Source organism: Streptomyces sp. NPDC026394 (assembly GCF_055567735.1).
In genome coordinates this window covers 129,426-145,043 of record NZ_JBVHPX010000021.1, presented here as the reverse complement: position 1 = coordinate 145,043, position 15,618 = coordinate 129,426, and the positions used below count along the sequence as shown (strand labels likewise).

Below are 15,618 nucleotides of genomic sequence, written 5' to 3'. Positions count from 1 at the left end.
CCCCCCCAGGTCATCCGTTCGACAGGGGGACACAGTCATGCCGGGCCCGGAGGCCAGCGGCCCTCTTGCAGGACCGCGGAAAACATAACGGGGGCTTCGTGAGCCGGGGAGCCGGGTGGGCGTTGCCGTTTCGTCACCGGCTTGTCCGGTGGGCTCCGTCAGTCGTGCCAGAGACAAGTATGTGTGGCACACGGGCCGGGGTTCTGTCGTCTCCGGGCGGATTTCACATCCGCCGGGGGCAGACCCAGCCAGGCCGCAGCCTGACCCAGGACGGATGAGCGGCTGACCACCGCCTGAACAGATAAGGGCCCAGCAGGCGTTGTTGCCTGCAGGGCCCCCACTTTGCTCATCGGGTTGTCGATGCGGCGCACAGGTGTTCCGTGTCCGCTTACCGACCTTCGGGAGGGAGCTGACGCATCAGTTCGTTCCGGAGGAACCGCATGTATCCCTCGATCCCTTGCGCGATCACCTGTACGCCACGTTCTTCCGGATCGTAGACGGCGCCGACAAGTGACCCTCCTTCCAGTCGGACCACTTCATCTGTCCGTCGATCAATGGCGAAAAGTGCGCCACCGCCATCGGAGCCGAACGTCACGACATCCCGATCGGGCGGGCCGATCACCTTCGTGGGCTGGGCCCCGTCAAACCCCTCCGTCACCTCCTCGGCGGAGTCCACGAAGAAACCTGGACCGACATCAGGGAGGGTGATTCGATCCACGTGTGAATAGAAGACGGCCAAATCCCCGCTCAGCGCCGCGTCGAGCGATCCGTGGCCGCCGTGGTCAGGCGCCTTGGACACGTGATGCTCACCAGGCGGGTATCCGTACGCGGTCTCGAACCCCGCGACGAAACGTGCAGTCAAACGCGCCATTTCGTTGACCCAGTCGTCAACGTTCTGCCCAGTAATAGGCACCGTATCCCCTGTCGATCTGCCTGGCGAAGTCCTCGATTTGGGCTCGCGTGGGACTTGGGTTCAAGTCGCGGAACCACTTCCACTGATTAGTTATCTGTTGGTGGACGTTGGCTCCGCGGGACTTCATTCTACTACCGGGGATTCCGCGCATGTTAGAGGGTGCGTCGAAGTCGAAGTCCTTGAAATCTGGGTGGTCCCGGTACTCCTGCGGGACAGCGTGATGGGCGTCCCAGTCATTCGGTAGCCGCTTCATGCCGTTGCGGTGCAAGTCTGCTTGGAATCTCCCACGATAGTTGCCGATGTCGATGGTGGGGGCTTCGGGAGCCTTGCCCACCGGGCAGTCGCTGTTGTGCACCAGGACCGGCGTTTTCCCGGCCATCACGTAGTATGTGTGCAGACCGGCGACGGTCAGGTTGTAGGTCCGGGCGTTCTCCGCAAACGAGCGATTGGCCTTGACCGCTACAGCGCTACCGTCGACGGTGCGGAGGGTCATCCCGGGAAGAAGATCAGCAGCTTCGACCCAGCGGTTTCGGGAGGGTGACCAGAATGGGTGCTCGTAAGTAGCTGTGAGCTGCTCATCACCCTGCGGAGTGGCTATGGTCAGCTCGTTGAAGCGTTTGTCGTGTTCAGTGACTATGAGTGCGGTTACGGTGCGTCGCTCCGTTTTGCCGCTCAGCGGAGAAGTGGCGACTACCTGATCGCCGACGGAAATCGACTCGATGTCCTTCGGCGTCTTGTCGGCCATGAGGACTTTGGTGCCGGCAAGGAAGCATTTGAAGCATTCGCCGAACCGCCAGACTCTCGTCTTCTGGGCGAGCTTTTCTACTGTTTTCCCGCCCACCTTGACCACGAACTTGCCTGCGAGTTTGACGCCCTTGCCCCAGGGGGTGACGCCGATGAGGAAGGATCCGCAGTCGGCGAGATTGGGGTCCTTGACGCAGTTCAGGGCCGTGTTGATGTCGGCGATTTCCCACACGATGGCGGAGAGGGTGGGGTCGATCTCGACTTGCTTGAGCGTGCCGCCGGCGGCCAGGCAGGGCAGGACGGCGGTTTCGCGGGTGGGGTGTTCGTAGCAGATCTTCTGCTCGGACTGCTCCTTCTCCTTCCGCTTGCGTTCTTCTTCGGCCTTGCGGCGGGCTTCGGCCTCCTCGGCCTCACGCTTCTTCGTCACCTCCGTCCACGCCTGGGAGGCCAGGGAGGAAGCCTCCTGGGCGCTCTTTCCAGCTTCCAGCGCGGACTCTCGGGCATCGGCAGCGGCGTCATCCGCGAACTTGGCCGAGTTGCGGGCGTAGTGGGCGGAGAATTCGGCCTGGGCTGCTGAGTGTTCGGCGTCGGCGGCGTCGCGTTGGGCGTTGTCGGCGGCGTTGCGGGCGGTCCTGGCGGACTTGGCGGCCTGGGCGGCGCTGGCTTCGGCGCTGTCGGCGGCCTTGTCGGCGTCGATGCGGTAGCCGTCGGCGAGTCTGGCGTTCTTCTTGGCCTCGTCGGCGGCCTTGGCGGCCTGGTCGGAGGCGTGGTTGGCCTTGGCGGCGGCGCCGGCGGCGATCCAGCGGTTGCGCTGGGCCTGGGCGGCGACGTTGGACGCCTCGGCGACCAGGCGCTGGACCTGGGCGATGTGGGTGGCGGCGAGCTGGTCCTTGCGGTCGGCCATGTACTGGCCGAGCTGGACGAAGTCGTGCACCTGCTCGGCCGGGCCGGCCAGCGCGGCCTTCGCGGCCGCCTTGACCTCCGGGCCGCCGGTGTCGACCAGCTTGGAGGCGGCGACCTCCTCGTCGGAGCGCTGGGCCAGGTACTGGCCGGTGGCGATGAAGGCGGCCAGCACCTTGCCGCGCCCGTCCTTCAGCGCCGCCTTGGAGGCCTCCTTCACACCCGGCCCGCCCGCGTTGTTGATCTGTGAGACGCGCACCGTCAGGTCGGTGACGGCCACCTCGTACTGCCCGGTGGTGCAGAAGTCCCGGATCTGCTGGTCCGAGCCCTTGAGCGCGGCGGCGGCAGCGGTGCGCACCACCTCGTAGGGGCTGTGGGTGCTGAGCTGGAAGACCTTCTCGCGCATCTCGTCCAGGCCGGCCTTGTGCCACCCGCTGCGCAGATAGGCGAGCACGTCCTCGTCGGAGCCGGACAGTGCCTGCTTGGCAGCCTCCTGACTCCACGGACCACGCGCCTTCAGCGCCCGCATGGCCAGCGTCCGGCCCTTGGCGGCCAGGGCTTTGGTGTCGGCGTCGGGCTCGGCGGCCGCGGCGGCGAGTTCGGCGGCGGTGGCGTCCAGCGACTTGGCGTCGACCGCGGCGGCGGCCGAGGCGGAGGTCAGCTCGGCCAGGCGTGCTTTGTTGCTGCGGGCTTCCTCGATGGCGGCAGCGGTGCGGGTGGCCAGGTCCTCGGCCTCGGTGGCGCGGGCGATGTCGAAGACCTTGTGGGCGGCCGTGGCGGCGGCGTCGGAGGCCTTGGCGGCTTCCTCGGCGGCCTTGGCGTGCTTGGTGGCCTGCGCGGCGGCGTCGGCGGCCTCGCCGGCGTGCCGGGCGGCCTCGTCGGCCGCCAGGGCGGCCTTCTCGGCGTGGTCGGCCGCGGACTCGGCGGCGGCGCGGGCCTCGTCGGCGGCGTCGGCCGAGCGGTTGGCCAGCGCCTGGGCGGCGTTGGCCGCGCGCCGCGACTCGTTGGCGTGCCGGCGCGCCTCGATCGCGGCGTTGCGGGCCTCGCCGGAGTGGACTCCGGCTTCGTCGGCGAAGCGGTTGGCGCGCTCGGCGGAGTCGGCCGCGGAGTCGGCGTTGTCGCTGGCGCTCAGCGCCGCCTTGGCGGCGTTGCCGGATTCGCGGGAGGCGGCGCTGGCCTTCTTGGCGGCTTCGACGGAGTTGCGGGCCATCTTGGCCGCGTCGTGCGCCTTCTTGGCCATGTCCCGGGCGTGCTGGGCCTTGCCGGCGTCGGAGGCGGCGGCGATGGAGGCGTTGAGGGCGTCGTTGGCGGCGTTGGCCGCGTTCGTGGCGGCCGCCGCGGTCTGGGCGGCGGCCAACGCGGCGATGCGCGCCGCGCGGTTGGCGGCGTTGGCCGCGCCGATGGCCTGCCGGGCCGCAGCGGCAGCTCCCCGGGCCGCGTCGGCAGCCTGCCTGGCCTTGACCGCTGCGCGCTGGGAGTCGTTCTTGGCCAGCTCGGTCTGCCTGGCTGCCTCGGCGGCGGCTTCCTTGGCGGCCTCGGACGCCTTGACGGCGCGGTCGGCGGCGTCCTTGGCCCGCTCGGTCTCGTCGGCGGCCCGCTTGCCGGCCAGGGTGGCCTGTTCGGCCAGCTCGGCGATGGTGGCGTGCTCCTGGTCGCGGTTGCGGGCGGTGAACTGCCCGATCTCCAGGAACTCGGCGATGTCCTCGGCCGTGCCCTTCAGCGCCACCTTCCCGGCCGCCTTGACGGCCGGGCCACCGGAGTTGACCAGCGCCGAGACCTCGACCTCGTTGTCCTGCCGGCGCGCCGCGTACTGGCCCTTGTCCAGGAACGCGCTGACGGCCTCGGGGCCGGCCTTCAGGGCCGCCTTGCCGGCTTCCTTGACCCCGTAGCCACCGAAGTTGATGACCTTCGAGGCCTCGACCTCGTTGTCCTGCCGCAGCGGCGCCTGCCAACCGCTCTTCAGGAATGCACGCAGAGGCTCGGGATTGTCCCGCTTGCTGGCCTTCAGAGCCGCCTTGGCCGCTTCACGGACCGCAGGGCCCCCAGCGCCGAGTATTCGGCTGGCATCGACGTAGTCGTCGTCGTACTGGAGGCTGTCCTTCTCGGCGAAGAACTTGTTGATGTCCTCGTCCGAGCCGGTCAGCACCTGCTCGGCCGCCGCCTTGACACCGGCACCGCCGTCCGCCCAGTAGGCGACGAGTTCCTTGCGCAGATGGGGCAGGTCGTCTTGGCCGGTGGAGTCGGCCGTAGCCGCAGGCCCCGTGCCGATGAGACCTGCCACCAGTGAAGCGGACAACACCGTCACGCCGGCCCCGCGTCGCTGGAACGCTTTTTTCCCGGAGCGGTGACCGTTCCTGAAAGGCCATACGGCCTTCGTCGAAAATCGTCTCTGTTTCATTCCGACAGCCTCTTCTTGTTCACTTTTCAGTCACCTTCCGGCGCTCGGGACGCACGGAAATCGCTCTCCGGCAGCCTGGCTCGAACGATGAGAGAGGGGATCGTGAGTGGCCGCATTTCCGGCGACCGACGGATGGTGCTACGAGTGCTACATGAGCTCTAAGTGCTGTGCGAGCTTCGTGAGGGCTCTGCTGAGATATGAGCGCATAGCTTAGCTATGCCCCCTTGACCTTCCGTAGGCCAGCTTTCGCCGCCCACCTCGCCCCGGGCAGGCGCCGCGGCGATGCCGCGGGCCCGGAACTGCCTGATCACCGGCCTTGTCGGCGCGTCCTTCTGACGGTCCGCGAAGGCCGGCCTGACTGCCGCGCCGACCGTCTCGCAGCTCGCGACTTCGCCAACTTCGGCTGTGGGCTGCTTCACCGAGGATCTGCCTGCGGCGTGAGCAGAAGGGGCTTCCGGTGGCCCCTGGTCTGCTGCGTGAGACGCGGTGTCCGAAATGCCCGCGCAGAGAATCTCACCGAGATGGTTGGTTTCCGCCTGTCGGGACATGAACAGCCACCTGCCCAACGGGGGCCTTTACGTCTTCCGGCAAGGCGTCTCTGCCGGGTTCGGGGCGGGGATGGGCTTGCTCGGGTCATACGACGAGTTCGACGTAGGAGGCGAGATGGGCGGTGGGAAGCTGGTGCGTCGCCGACGGCGACCATCAGAACGGCGGCGGTCCTGACGCCGATGCCGGGCATCGACATCAGGACCGGGGAAGGGGGCGAGCCTCCAGCAGGGTGCTGATCTTGGCTTCCAGGGCTCGGCGCCAGGTGTGGACGGCGGCCAGGGGAACTGCCAGAGAGGAGGTGACGGTGTCGAGGGTGCCGGTGCCCGGGACGACGGCGGTCTGCTCGTCCAGGGCGGCGGGGGAGCCGTGACGCTCCGGGAGCCAGGTGGCCGCCTTGTGGTCCGGGCGTGGGGTGAGGGCGCGTTCGAGGCTGGGGTTGAACTGGGTGAGCAGGCCGCGGATCCGGTTGGAGGTGTGGGTGGCCTCGGCGGCGAAGTCCGGGTCGAAGCCGACGAGCACGGTCAGTTCGGCGGTGATCTCGTCGGTGAGTTCCAGTGAGCGCAGGGTGTGGGGCATGGCGCGGGCTGCGTCCGCGATCACCGCGACGTCCCTGGCGTCGGTTTTGGCCTCGCCGGGAGACAGGCCGGCGATCCGGCACATCGCGAGTCCGGGCAGGTAGTGACCTTGCAGCCGGCGTTCCGGGCGACGGTCAGTGGCAGGGCGCCGATGGAGGCGGGCTGGTTCACGATCAGCAGGACGGTGCCGTATATCGCGGCCAGTTTGTCGAAGACGGCCCGCAGCTTGGGCTCGCTGTTGGGCAGCTGCTCGTCAAAGACGGCCTTGCCGGCTGCGAACTGCCCGGCATTGCACTGGGCCGGACGGCGGCCGGGCCTCTGATCAGCGTCTCCGAGGGCACCTCCCGGGCCCGGTGACGCCCCCAGGTCATGTTTTCGGCAGGGGGCAACAGCCATGCCGGGCCCGGAACCAGCGGCCTCTTGCAGGACCGCGAAGGACATGACGGGGGCCTTCCTCGCGGCGCGTCACCCCGTGCAGAGGTCGCGCAGCGTGACGAACTCGGGCTGTGCCGCAGGGCTGGAGGCGACGCAAGGTCTGTCTGTCCCGAGTCAGCCCGAAGGCCCCGACCGCGCTGCGATCGGGGCCCCGGCCTGCGGTGCAGGGGCGGTCAGGTGACGCGGGCGCTCAGTGGTACGGGGGTCAGGCGGCCGATGGCGGCCGAGCCGTCGTCGGATCGGGTGCCCGGTTCGGCGTCGGCCAGGGCGCGGATGCCGATGGTGTAGAGCAGGGCGGTCCTGTCCGTCGTTCCGGTGTTGACGTGCGGGTTGGAGGAGATGATCAGTGTCCGGCCGTTGTCCTCCAGGCGGGTGTCGAGGTTCCCGGTGACGGCGGGCTGGACGTAGTAGTAGCCGTACGAGGCGCCGCCGGTGAAGGTGAAGCCGGTGGGGGCGGTGAAGCGCTGCTCGATGGTGCCGGGGTTGACCGGCTGGTCGTTGAGCGAGCGGATCTCCAGGTTGAAGGTGGTGGACTGGCCGGGGGCGGCCTGCGGCACGCTCTCCTGGGTGGCGCGCAGCGCGGTCTCGTTCTGCGCGGAACCGGTGACGGTGCCGGTGAGCTGGACGGGCGTGTGCCTGCCGATGCTGGCCGAGCCGTTCGGGAAGGTGCCGGCCGCGGCGTCGGGCCGGGCCTGGACGGGGATGGTGTAGTACAGCGGCCCGGTGTCGCTGCTGGTGGTGTTGACGTGCGGGTTCGCCGTGACGATCAGAGTCCGGCCGCCGTCCTCGATGCGGTAGTCGAGGTTGCCCGAGATCACGCCCTGGGCGGTGTTGTAGTAGGCGTAGGTGGGCTGGCCGGGGAAGACGAAGCCGGACGGGGCGGTGAAGCGCTGGACGATGTCGCCGGGGTTGACGGGCCGGCTGCCGGCCGCGTCGTACTTCACGTTGAACGCGGTGCGCTGGCCGGGTGCCACCTGGGGAATGGTGTCCTGGGTGATGGTCAGCGCCCGTTCGTCGGTGGGCGGCGGCGGGACGACGACGATGACCGGCAGCGTGTCGGTGTTGTCCTTGAGGTTGAGGTCACCGCCGTACTGGATCTCCAGGGTGGAGGTGTACTGGCCGGGGGGTGTGTCGCCGGGGACGGTGATGCGGAACACGCCGTCGAGCGAGCCCTGCTGGGGCTGGAGCTGCTGTCCGGAGAAGGTACGGGAGAGGCGCTGGCCCGTGGTGCCGGCCGGGCCGCGCAGTCCGTCGGCGAGGGTGAGGACGACGGTCACGTACTGGCCGTCGGCCGGGTTGGGGCCGCGGTTCTTGATCCGGGCGCCGAGGTCGAACTCCTGGCCGGTCTGGACCGAGGGCGAGCTGACGACCTCGCCGTACAGGTCGGCGGCGGGCGGGGGCGGCGGGGTCATGGTGGCGACCGAGGTGACGCCGCGGACACGGTTGTTGCTCGCGTCGGCGATGTAGAGGTTCCCCGCGCGGTCCAGCGCGACCGACCGGGGCTGGTAGAGCCGGGTGGCGATGGCGGGCCCGCCGTCATCGACGTATCCGGCGGTGCCGTTGCCCGCGACGGTGCCGATGCTGCCGTCCGTAGCGACCTTGCGGACCCGCTGGTTGAGGGTGTCCGCGATGTAGAGGTTCCCCGCGTCGTCGAGGCTCACGTCCAGGGGATAGCTGATCTGGGTGGCGGTGGCGGGTCCGCCGTCGGAGACGTACCCGGCTTGGCCGTTGCCGGCGACGGTGGTGATGATGCCGCGGGTGTCCACCTTGCGGATGCGGTTGTTGCTGCAGTCCGCGATGTAGAGGTTTCCGCTGCTGTCCACCTCCACCCCCGCGGGCTGGTAGAGCTTGGTCGCGGTGGCGGGCCCGCCGTCGGAGACGTACCCGGCCTGCCCGTTGCCCGCGACGGTGGTGATGATGCCGCGGCTGTCCACCTTGCGGACGCGGTGGTTGCCCCACTCACCGATGTAGAGGTTCCCCTGGGGGTCGACCGCCACTCCGGTCGGCGTGTTGATCTGGGTGGCGGTGGCGGGTCCGCCGTCGGAGACGTAGCCGGCCTGGCCGTTGCCGGCGACGGTGGTGATGATGCCGCGGGTGTCCACCTTGCGGATGCGGTGGTTGTTGATGTCCGCGATGTAGAGGTTGCCCGCGTCGTCGACCGCCACGGCCGAGGGGCCGTTGAGCGGGGTGGCGGTGGCGGGTCCGCCGTCGGAGGTGTACCCGGCCTGCCCGTTGCCCGCGACGGTGGTGATGATGCCCTGCGGGGTCACCCTGCGGACCCGGTGGTTGCTCCGCTCGGCGATGTAGAGATTGCCGTCCTTGTCCAGGGCCACACCGTGCGGCCAGTTGAGCTGGGTGAGGGTGGCGGGTCCGCCGTCGGACACGTACCCGGCCTGCCCGTTGCCCGCCACCGTGGCGATGGCGCCCTGGGCGAGGCCCGCGGGCTGCGGGCCGCTTCCCGGAGTGGTCTCGGTAGCCATGAGAACTCCTGTCGGGGTCAGAGGACCTGGGCTGACAGCTGTACGGGCGCGAGGCGGCCGATGACGGCCTGGCCGTCGTCGGGCCGGGCGCCGGGTGTCGCGTTGGGCAGGGCGCGGATGCCGATGGTGTAGATCAGCGCCGTCTTGTCGGTGGTCCCGGTGTTCAGATGCGGGTTGGAGCTGATGACGAGGGTCCGGTCGCCGTCCTCCAACTGCGCCTCCAGGTTCCCGGTCACGTACGGCGTCACGAAGTAGTAGCCGTACGAGGCACTGCCGGTGAAGGCGAAGCCGGTGGGGGCGGTGAGGCGCTGCTCGACGGTGCCGGGGTTGACCGGCTGGTTGCCCAGCGACCGCAGCTCCAGGTTGAACGTGGTGTGCTGGCCCGGTGTGGCCGCGGGGACCGACTCCTGCACCACCCGCAGCGCCGTCTCGTCCTGGACGGTTCCCGAGATGACGCCGGAGAGCTGGACCGGGGTGTGCCGGCCGACGCTCGCCGAGCCGTTGTCGTACCGTCCCGGCAAGGCATCGGTGCGGGCCTGCACCGGAAGGGTGTAGATCACCGAGCCGGTGTCGCTGGTGGTGGTGTTGACGTGCGGGTTGGCGGTGACGAGCAGCGTCCGCCCGCCGTCCAGGACGCTGTGGGACAGGTCCCCGGAGATGACGCCGTGGATGGTCTCGTAGTACGCGTAGGTGGGCCGGCCGGTGAAGACGAACCCGGTCGGTGCGGTGAAGCGCTGGACGATCGTGCCGGGGTTGACCGGCTGTCCGGCGGCCGAGGTGTAGCGCAGGTTCAGGACGGTCTGCTGGCCCGGCGCGACCTGCGGGACGGTGTCCTGGAAGATCGTCAGTGCGGTCTCGTCCGCCACCGGATCGGGCACCACGATCGTGACGGGCAGGGTGTACGCGTTGTCCTTGAGGTTGAGGTCGCCACCGTACTGGATCTCCAGCGTGGAGAGGTAGGTGCCGGGCGGGGTGCTCGCCGGTGCGCTCACCCGGAACACGCCGTCCAGCGAGCCCTGTTGGGACAGCAACTGCTGTGCGGAGAAGGTGCGGGTGAGGCGCCGGCCGCTGGTGCCGGGGCCGCCGACGAGGCCGTCGGCCAGGTTCAGGACCACGGTCACGTACTGCCCGTCGGCCGGGTTGGGGCCGCGGTTGCGGATCCGCACGCCCAGGTCGAATTCCTGCTCCCGCTGCACGCGGTAGGGGCTGACGACCTCGCCGTACAGATCGGCGGCCGGCGGGGGCGGCGGCGTCATCTGCGCCACGGCCGTCACGCCGCGCACGCGGTGGTTGTGGCTGTCCGCGATGTACAGGTTGCCGCCCCGGTCCAGGGCGATGCCGTAGGGGTGGAACAGCCGGGTGCCGGCGGCGGGTCCGCCGTCGTCCACGTAACCGGCCTGTCCGTTGCCCGCAACGGTGGTGATGATGCCGTCCGAGGTGACCTTGCGGATGCGGTGGTTGTGCCCGTCACCGATGTACAGGCTCCCGGCCTCGTCCAGCGCCAGGCCCCACGGGTAGTGGAGCCGGGTGCCGAGGGCGGGACCACCGTCGGAGACATACCCGGCGGTGCCGTTGCCCGCGACGGTGGTGATGATGCCGTTCGGGGTGACCTTGCGGATGCGGTGGTTGTGCCGGTCGGCGATGTACAGGCTGCCCTCGCCGTCCGCCACCAGCCCCATGGGGTAGTGGAGCCGGGTCGAGATCGCGGGCCCGCCGTCGGAGATGTATCCGGCGGTGCCGTTGCCCGCGACGGTGGTGATGATGCCGTTGGGAGTGACCTTGCGGACCCGGTGGTTGCCGTAGTCCGAGATGAAGAGGTTGCCCGAGCGGTCGACGGTCAGTGCGTGGGGGTAGTGGAGCCGGGTGGCGAGGGCCGGTCCGCCGTCGGAGATGTACCCGGCCTCGCCGTTGCCCGCGACGGTGGTGATGATGCCGTTCGGGGTGACCTTGCGGACCCGGTGGTTGTTGGTGTCCGCGATGTAGAGGTTGCCCGCGTCGTCCACGGCCACGTCCGCGGGGTAGTGGAGCCGGGTGGCGAGGGCGGGCCCGCCGTCGGAGATGTATCCGGCGGTGCCGTCCCCGGCGACGGTGGTGATGGTCCCGTTCGGGGTGACCTTGCGGATGCGGTGGTTGTACCGGTCGGCGACGAACAGGTTGCCGTTCTTGTCGACGGCCACCCCGTGGGGGTAGTGGGTCCGGGTCAGCGCGCCGTGCCCGCCGTCGGAGATGAATCCGGCCACGCCGTTGCCCGCGACGGTGGCTATCGATCCGTCGAGCAGGCCCGCGGGCTGCGGACCGGCGCCTGTGCTGGATGCGGTGGTCATGAATGCTGCTCCTGTCGTGGATCGGAAGACGTACGGGGACAGCGGTACGGGGGCCGGGCGGCTGACGGCGGTCCGGCCGACGGCCGTCCGGGGGGGCGGTGGCCCGGCGATGGCCGGGCCGGGTGCCGACGGGCTGGATGCCGGGGGCCGGGTGCCGCCGGGTCGGGTGCCGCTGGGCCGGGTGCCGTGCCGGGCAGGGCGTGGACGCCGGCCGTGCGGACCGGCGCGGCGGCGGCAGGGGTCATCGCGTCTCCTCGGCCGGGATGTCGGACGGCCTGGGAGTCAGGCCCAGCAGCCAGCCGCAGGCGGCGGCGCAGCGCCGGGCGGCCCGCCCGTCGCCGTACGGGTTGGGCCGGGGAAAAGGCGGATTCGGCTTCTTGACGTCCAGCACGCCCTCCCGGGCGAATTCCTTTTCCGCCGCCGCCACGATCTCCGCCTCGTCCGTACCGACGAGCCGGGCCAGACCGGAATCGATCCCTTCGGTCCGCTCGGTATTGTCCCGGGTCACCAGAATCGGCAGGCCGAAGGCGGCCGCCTCCTCCTGAATTCCGCCGGAGTCGGTGATGGCCAGAACGGACCGGGACAGCAGGCGGGCGAAGGTGTCGTACGGAATCGGGCCCGGCAGACGGACATTGGGACGGCCCCGCAGCGATTCCTCGATCGCGGTACGGACCGAGGGATTCATGTGCGCGGCGACGACGAACGTCACCTCGGGATATTGGCGGCTCAGCGCTGCCACCGCGCGGCCCACCCGCCGGATCGGCTCGCCCCAGTTCTCCCGCCGGTGTGCGGTCACGACGACCAGCGGAGCGGAATCCTGTTCGATTTCGCGGAGTTCGGGTACGGTGCGGTGGCGCGGATTCCGGCTCGCCGTGACGACGGCGTCGATCACGGTGTTCCCCGTCACCACGATCCGGTCGGCCGCCACTCCCTGGGCGAGCAGGTTCCGGCGGGCGGCACGCGTGGGCGCCAGGTGGAGATCGCTCAGCTCGGCGATCATCCGGCGGTGGGCCTCCTCCGGGAACGGGCTGCGCGCGTCGCCGGAGCGCAGCCCCGCCTCCACGTGCACGACAGGGATCTTGGCGAAGAAGGCGGCCATCGCCCCGGCCAGCGCGGACGAGGTGTCTCCCTGGACGAGCACCGCGTGCACGTCGGGTGTGCGCAGCCGGTGGCCGAGCCCGCTCAGCAGTCCGGCGGTCAGCTCGGTGACCGGCCCGGTAGCGGCCGTGCGGCCCGTGATGAGCGGTGGGTCCAGTTCGGCTTCGGGGCGCAGCCCGAAGCAGGCGAGGGTGTCCCGTACCACCGTGCCGTGCTGACCGGTCGCCAGCACGGCCGGCTCGGCCCAGTGCGTCCGCCGCAATTCCCGGACGACCGGGCCGAGTTTGATGGCTTCCGGGCGGGTGCCCACGACAATGGCGATGCGCTGTCGGCCGCTCAATGCCGAGTCGATTTCGTGGCGGGGGCGGGAAAAGGGATCAGGCGCATGGAGACACCGTTCATCGCGTCGGTATACGGCAGATTCGCGTAAGGGCGCGGCAACTCATGGACGTTGAACGTGTGACGTGTTACGCCTGTGGCAGGCGATGGCGAGGAATACAGGTGGTGTCCGGCACCCCTTCGCGTCCGCTGACGCTAAGCGCCGGGGCATAACGTGGGCAATGGTTCGCGAGTCATGGGATTGGCCGGATCGGGCCAATATGCCTGCTGAGATAATGGAAAAGCCCAGGTGCGCACGGCCGCCCGTGATTTCCGGTCCCCGGGCCATCGACGCAAAACCGTCTCCACCGGTCACCGGGCGGCGCCCGAGCGCCATGGCAGGGTCTGGCCATAGCCTGCCCGGTGATTCACAGTGGTCACCACCCAGTGGCCACTCCCCACCCTGCCGCTCGCCCCGGCGCCCGATCTGCCGCCTCGACCCGCTGCCCGGCCCGCGTACCCGCCCGCCCGCGCACATCTCGTCCCGCCGCCCGGAGGTGCCGTCCTTCCATGTACCTGGGAACCACCTGGCCGTTGGCGGGTGGCGTGGCGGCGGCACGCGCCGGCACGTCCGGTGGACGGGGTGTCCTCACGGCCGCCATCGGCGCGGCCGTGGTACCGCTGGGTTTCGTCCTGGGCCGGGAGATCCAGCGCAGACTGGGGCGCGACGGCCGCCCGGTTCCCGCACATCTGCCCCCGCCCGGCCGCCCGAACGCGCCGAACCGCCCACGGCCGGCACCCCGCACGCCCGTCAGAGCCGCCGAGGCCCGATACCGCAAGGGGAGACGCCCGGGTGAAACGCGCCCTGCTCAAGACCGTTGACACCATCGGCCACACCGTCATCGGACTGTCCGCCGGCTACCTCGCCCTGGCCATGGGCGCTGGTCTGCTCGAACTGCGCCGCCAGAGGGCCAAGTTACGGGTCCAGGGCGACACCACTTACGGCCGCCCGCACCTCGGCCGCCGCGACCGCCACCACCTCTACGTCCTCGTTCCCTGCCTCAACGAGGAGTCGGTGATCGGCGCCACGGTCAGCGGCCTCCTCGGCCCGCGTACCACTGTCGTGGTCGTCGACGACGGCTCGGAGGATGCCACCGGGGCGGTCGCCGAGCAGGCGGGCGCGGACGGTCAGCAGGGCGAAGTGACCGTACTGCGGCGGGAGCCGCCCAACGCCCGGCAGGGCAAGGGCGAGGCCCTCAACCACGCCATCCGTGTGGTGCGCGAGCGGGTCGCGGCGCGCGGGCAGGACCCCGCACGGACCGTGGTGTGCGTCATGGACGCCGACGGCCGCCTCTCCGACCGGGCGCTGTCCCACGTCCTGCCGCTCTTCGACGACCCACGGGTCGGCGGGGTCCAGCTCGGCGTCCGCATCCGCAACCGCCGGGCCAACTTCCTGACCTGGTTCCAGGACTACCAGTTCTGGGCGATGGCCGCCGTCACGCAGTTCGGCCGCAACCTCACCCAGACCGTCAGTCTCGGGGGCAACGGCCAGTTCACCCGCCTCTCCGCCCTCGACGGCCTCGGCGAACGCCCCTGGTCCCAGTCCCTCACCGAAGACCTCGACCTGGCAATCAGCCTCGCCGTACGCGGCTGGCGGCTGCGCACCACCGCCCATGCCTCCGTCGACCAGCAGGGCGTCAGCGACCTGCGCCGCCTCGTCCGCCAGCGCACCCGCTGGTACCAGGGCCACATGACCGCGATCGGACGCATGGGCGAAATCTGGCGCGCCCCGCGCATGGGGCACCTGGCGGCCCTGGAGATGTTCGCCTACTTGCTGGTTCCCTGGGCACTCGACCTGCCCTGGTCCCTGCTCTTCCAGTACTGCCTGTACTGGTTCCTCCGCAGCCCCGACGTCCTGGTCCTACGCGGCAAACCAGCCACCGCGGTCAACGGCACCTGCCTACGCCTCCCCCTCAACCTCCTGGCCTGGTACCTACTGGCCTTCGCCCCCGCCCTGATCACCTCCTGCACCTACCTACGCCGCGACAAATCCGTCGGCCTACCCCGCGCCCTGCTCCTGGGCCACTCCTTCGTCGTCATGAACTACATGTCGTTCCTCTGCGCCTGGAGAGCCCTGTTCCGCATGCTGCGCGGACAAACGGGGTGGACGAAGACGAGCCGGGAGGTGGAGGGGGCGGGGGCGAGCGCTGGAGGCGTGCCTTCGGCTGCGTGAGGGAGGGCGTACTGCTGTGACCGGACGTGGAGTTGAGGTTGGCCGGTCGAGGGGGTTACCCCGCACGTGCGGGGACCACACCGAGTCGTAGATGCCGCGCCGGTACGTCGCGGGACCAACCCCGCACGCGCGGGGACCACGCCAGCACGAACGGCGTCAAACCGGGCAGGGAGGGACCAACCCCGCACGCGCGGGGACCACGGGGAGGCGGTTCGTCTGAGGGGGCTTCACAGGGGACCAACCCCGCACGCGCGGGGACCACGCGTCCTTGGTCTCCCCGTAGATCCGTGCGATGGGACCAACCCCGCACGCGCGGGGACCACTTCGTGCGGCTCTTGGTCTTGTAGGTGGTGCGGGGGCCAACCCCGCACACGCGGGGACCACAGGCCGTGACCAGCGCGTTTTTCGGGGGCGGCGGCGTTTTTTACTCACTTCCTTGGAAAGCGGCATATCCGGCATTGACTGACTCCGCTCAAGCAGGTCTCAAATGGGGACCGTCAGGCATCAGGGCCCAGGTTAAGGCGAACCGCCAGGGTTCGCGGCGCGTACCCGTTGCCCTCGACTCGCTCCCCGAGGCAGCAGAGACCCCACGCGGCCTCGATCGACGCCGGATTACCGCGCCCTTCGGTGCAACGACCAGATCGCGGCCGA

General features: G+C 70.0%; 6 protein-coding genes and 1 pseudogene. 1 reads left to right on the top strand and 6 read right to left on the bottom strand.

What is annotated here, in order from left to right:
- Nucleotides 1-388 precede the first annotated feature (388 nt).
- The 6 genes and pseudogenes from ACZ4QV_RS33910 to wecB all read right to left on the bottom strand — a co-directional run bounded on the left by ACZ4QV_RS33910 (nt 389) and on the right by wecB (nt 12,756).
- Nucleotides 389-913 (bottom strand): hypothetical protein, encoded by a 525-nt coding sequence (locus ACZ4QV_RS33910; RefSeq protein WP_361155090.1) that lies wholly within the window; start codon nt 911-913, stop codon nt 389-391.
- Nucleotides 888-4,838, bottom strand: a complete 3,951-nt coding sequence (locus ACZ4QV_RS33905; protein ID WP_467763833.1) for a polymorphic toxin-type HINT domain-containing protein — start codon at nt 4,836-4,838, stop codon at nt 888-890. Before ACZ4QV_RS33905 ends, ACZ4QV_RS33910 begins: the two co-directional genes overlap by 26 nt.
- A gap of 759 nt (nt 4,839-5,597) precedes the next feature.
- Nucleotides 5,598-6,364, bottom strand: a pseudogene (locus tag ACZ4QV_RS33900) (IS110 family transposase); the annotation flags it as partial.
- A gap of 323 nt (nt 6,365-6,687) precedes the next feature.
- Nucleotides 6,688-8,994 carry an NHL repeat-containing protein gene (locus ACZ4QV_RS33895; protein WP_467763832.1) on the bottom strand — a complete coding sequence of 769 codons (2,307 nt, stop codon included), beginning with the start codon at nt 8,992-8,994 and terminating at the stop codon, nt 6,688-6,690.
- Nucleotides 8,995-9,011: 17 nt separating this feature from the next.
- Nucleotides 9,012-11,318, bottom strand: coding sequence for an NHL repeat-containing protein (locus ACZ4QV_RS33890; protein WP_361616093.1), 2,307 nt, complete (start codon nt 11,316-11,318; stop codon nt 9,012-9,014).
- Between the two features lie 241 nt (nt 11,319-11,559).
- Nucleotides 11,560-12,756 (bottom strand): non-hydrolyzing UDP-N-acetylglucosamine 2-epimerase, encoded by a 1,197-nt coding sequence (gene wecB, locus ACZ4QV_RS33885; RefSeq protein WP_467763831.1) that lies wholly within the window; start codon nt 12,754-12,756, stop codon nt 11,560-11,562.
- 831 nt (nt 12,757-13,587) lie between these two features.
- Here wecB and ACZ4QV_RS33880 point away from each other — a divergent pair.
- Nucleotides 13,588-14,967 carry a glycosyltransferase family 2 protein gene (locus ACZ4QV_RS33880; protein WP_467763830.1) on the top strand — a complete coding sequence of 460 codons (1,380 nt, stop codon included), beginning with the start codon at nt 13,588-13,590 and terminating at the stop codon, nt 14,965-14,967.
- The last annotated feature ends 651 nt before the right edge of the window (nt 14,968-15,618 follow it).

Bases quoted from the DNA above. Each gene is read 5' to 3' on its own strand.
- ACZ4QV_RS33890 (WP_361616093.1), bottom strand. From the start codon at position 11,318: ATGACCACCGCATCCAGCACAGGCGCCGGTCCGCAGCCCGCGGGCCTG.
- ACZ4QV_RS33895 (WP_467763832.1), bottom strand. From the start codon at position 8,994: ATGGCTACCGAGACCACTCCGGGAAGCGGCCCGCAGCCCGCGGGCCTC.